Raw genomic sequence first — 3,280 nt, 5'->3', positions numbered from 1 at the left:
CCGCGCGGGCCGGCAGCGGCCCGCCCCGATGTTTTGGGGCGCCGGGCGGCCCTTCGCGGGGCGCCCCCTTTGAGTACCACCATTTTTCAAGGCATGACCACCATCCAACGACAGATCCATACCCTTCTTCGCACCACCGCAGCCGCCGCTGCCCTTTCGCTGGCCCCGTTCGCCGGCTCCGCATGGGCGTCGCAGGCCCAGCCGGGCCAGGGCGTCAAGGTCACGGTCCTCAAGAGCTCGCTCGCCGAGGAATCCTTCCAGACCCTCATCGTCATCAAGGCCCTGCAGCAGCTCGGCTACGACGTCCCGCCCTACAAGGAAGTCGAGTACCCCCTGGCCCACATGGCGGTGGCCAGCGGCGACGCCACCCTGATGGCCAACCACTGGAACCCGCACCATTCCGAGTTCTACAAGGCCGCCGGCGGCGACGCCAAGCTCTCGCGCAAGGGCGTGTACTCCGCCGGCGCCGCGCAGGGCTACATGATCGACAAGAAGACCGCCGATGAATACGGCATCACGCACATCGACCAGCTCAAGGACCCGAAGCTCGCCAAGCTCTTCGACATGAACGGCGACGGCCGCGCCGACCTAGTCGGCCCGAACGCCGGCTGGGGCGGCGAGGCGGTGGTCGAGCACCACCTCGACACCTACGGCCTGCGCCAGACCGTCAACTACACCCAGGGCAACTACCCGGCGCTGATCTCCGAGACGCTGGCGCGCTACGAGTCGGGCAAGCCGGTGCTGTTCTACGCCTGGACGCCGCACTGGCTGAGCAACGTGCTCAAGACCGGCAAGGACGTCGTGTGGCTGCAGGTGCCCTACTCCGCCATGCCCGGCGTGCAGGCCGGCACCGACACGAAGCTGCCCAACGGCCGGAACTACGGCTTTCCGCTCAACAACGAGTACATCGTCGCCAACAAGGAATGGGTCGCCAAGAACCCGGCCGCCGGCAAGCTGTTCGAGGTCATGGAAATTCCGCTGGCCGACATCAGCGCGCAGAACCGCCTGATCCACCAGGGCGAGAAGAGCGCGGCCGACATCGAGCGCCACGCCGACGCCTGGATCCGCGCGCACCAGAAGACCTTCGACGGCTGGCTGGAGCAGGCCCGCGCTGCCGCCAACACCGGCAGCTGAGGCCCGCGCACTCCCACGCGCAGCGTTGACCGGCGCCGACAGCCGCGCGCCGGCCGCTGCGCTCTGATCGCTGCCATGCCCGCAGCGATTCCCGAACCCCCCGCCACGCCCGCCCCCGCCCTGGCCGGCGGTCTGGTCCATGCCGACCGCAGCCAGCCCGGCATCCGCCGGGTGCGCGTGCGCGGGGGCTTTCGCTACCGCCTGCCGGACGGGCGCTGGCTGCGGGACGAGGAACACCTGGCGCACATCCGCCGCCTGGCCATCCCGCCCGCCTATTCCGACGTCTGGATCTGCCCCCAGCCCAATGGCCACCTGCAGGCCACGGGGCGCGACGCGCGCGGGCGCCTGCAGTACCGCTACCACCCCGACTGGCGCCACGTGCGCGACGCCTCCAAGTTCGAGCGCCTGCTCGCCTTCGGCCCGGGCGCTGCCGCGCATCCGCGCCCGCGTGGCGCGCGACCTGGAAGCCTGTCGCAGCAAGGCGCTGTCGCGCCCCTGCGTGCTGGCGACCATCGTGCGGCTGCTGGACACCACCTTCCTGCGCGTGGGCAACGAGGAATATGCCGTGGCCAACGGCTCCTACGGCCTGACCACGCTGCGCACGCGCCATGCCGACGTGCGCGGCAGCGGCCTGCGGCTGCGCTTTCGCGGCAAGAGCGGCGTCGAGCACGAGGTCCACCTGGACGACCCGCGTGTGGCGCGCGTGGTGCGCCGCTGCCGGCAGCTGCCCGGCCAGGCGCTGTTCCAGTACCAGGCGGAAGACGGCTCGCTGCACTGCGTGGATTCGGGCGACGTGAACGCCTACCTGGACGGGATCGCCGCCAGCGTCGGCCACTTCACCGCCAAGGATTTCCGCACCTGGCACGGCACGGTGCAGGCGCTGGAGCTGACCCGGGCGGCCTGCCTGCGCGCCGGCACCCAGGGCGGCAACGGCACCGCCCCGCGCCGCCTGGCGCGCGAGATCGTGGCAGAGGTCGCGCGCCAGCTGGGCAACACGCCCGCCGTCTGCCGCAAGTCCTACATCCACCCCGCCGTGCTGGCGCTGGCCGAAGGCGCAGCCCAGGAAGACGCGCAGGACGCGCTGCAGCGCACCTGGGCACGGCTGGCGCGCACCGGCTCCAGCCCACGCGGCCTGAGCGCCGCCGAGCGGCGGTTGATGGCCTTCCTGCAGCCGGCCCCGCACCGCCCCCGGGCGGCATCCACCAAGCCGGCCCGCGCCACCCGCCCGGCTCAGCGACCGACCATCTTCTCCGGCACCACCCAGGCGTCGAACTGCTCGGCCGTCACGTGACCGGAGGCCAGCGCCGCCTCGCGCAGGCTGGTGCCCTCCTGGTGCGCCTTCTTGGCGATCTGGGCCGCCTTGTCGTAGCCGATATGGGTGTTGAGCGCCGTCACCAGCATCAGCGAGCGCTCCACCAGCTCGGCGATGCGCTCGCGCTGCGGCTCGATGCCCACGGCGCAGTGCTCGTTGAAGCTCACCATGCCGTCGGCCAGCAGGCGCACGCTCTGCAGGAAGTTGTAGGCCACCATCGGACGGAACACGTTCAGCTCGAAGTTCCCGCTGGCCCCGCCGATGTTGATCGCCACGTCGTTGCCCATGACCTGCGCACACAGCATGGTCATCGCCTCGCACTGCGTCGGATTGACCTTGCCCGGCATGATGGACGAGCCCGGCTCGTTCTCGGGAATGGTGATCTCGCCGATACCGCTCCTGGGCCCGCTCGCCAGCCAGCGCACGTCGTTGGCGATTTTCATCAGGCTGGCCGCCAGGGTCTTGAGCGCGCCGTGCGCTGCCACCAGCGCATCGCAACTGGCCAGCGCCTCGAACTTGTTGGGCGCAGTGACGAAGGGCTGGCCGGTCAGGCGCGCGATCTCCTGCGCCACCGCCTCGGCATAGCCCTGGGGCGCGTTCAGGCCCGTCCCCACCGCCGTGCCCCCCAGAGCCAGCTCGTGCAGGTGCGGCAGCGCGCTGCGCACGTGGCGCTCGCCGTGCGCCAGCTGCGCCACCCAGCCCGAGATCTCCTGGCCCAGCGTCAGCGGCGTTGCGTCCTGCAGGTGCGTGCGGCCGATCTTCACGATGTCGTCGAAGGCCTCGGCCTTGGCGGCCAGCGTGCCGCGCAGCTCATCGAGCGCCGGCAGCAGCCGA

General features: G+C 71.1%; 2 protein-coding genes and 1 pseudogene. 2 read left to right on the top strand and 1 reads right to left on the bottom strand.

Annotated features, from left to right (window positions below; genetic code table 11):
- The first annotated feature begins 93 nt into the window (after positions 1-93).
- Both proX and A612_RS15935 read left to right on the top strand, forming a co-directional pair.
- A complete protein-coding gene (gene proX, locus A612_RS15940) occupies positions 94-1,134 on the top strand; it encodes a glycine betaine/L-proline ABC transporter substrate-binding protein ProX (RefSeq protein ID WP_019375425.1) in 1,041 nt (346 codons plus the stop codon).
- 75 nt (positions 1,135-1,209) lie between these two features.
- Positions 1,210-2,425, top strand: a pseudogene (locus A612_RS15935) (DNA topoisomerase IB).
- On the opposite strand, the gene A612_RS15930 reads toward A612_RS15935, so the two are convergent.
- On the bottom strand, positions 2,365-3,280 hold a 916-nt coding region (locus A612_RS15930; RefSeq protein WP_019375423.1), incomplete at its 5' end, for a class II fumarate hydratase. The pseudogene A612_RS15935 and the gene A612_RS15930 overlap by 61 nt on opposite strands.

Origin of the sequence: Melaminivora alkalimesophila, assembly GCF_000282995.1 — a bacterium.
Lineage (GTDB): Bacteria > Pseudomonadota > Gammaproteobacteria > Burkholderiales > Burkholderiaceae_C > Melaminivora > Melaminivora alkalimesophila.
Note: the sequence above shows the minus strand (reverse complement) of the source record. Positions and strands in the feature narration are given on the sequence as shown.

What these genes read in the sequence shown, in the direction of transcription:
- proX (WP_019375425.1), top strand. Translation starts at nt 94, where the DNA reads ATGACCACCATCCAACGACAGATCCATACCCTTCTTCGCACCACCGCA.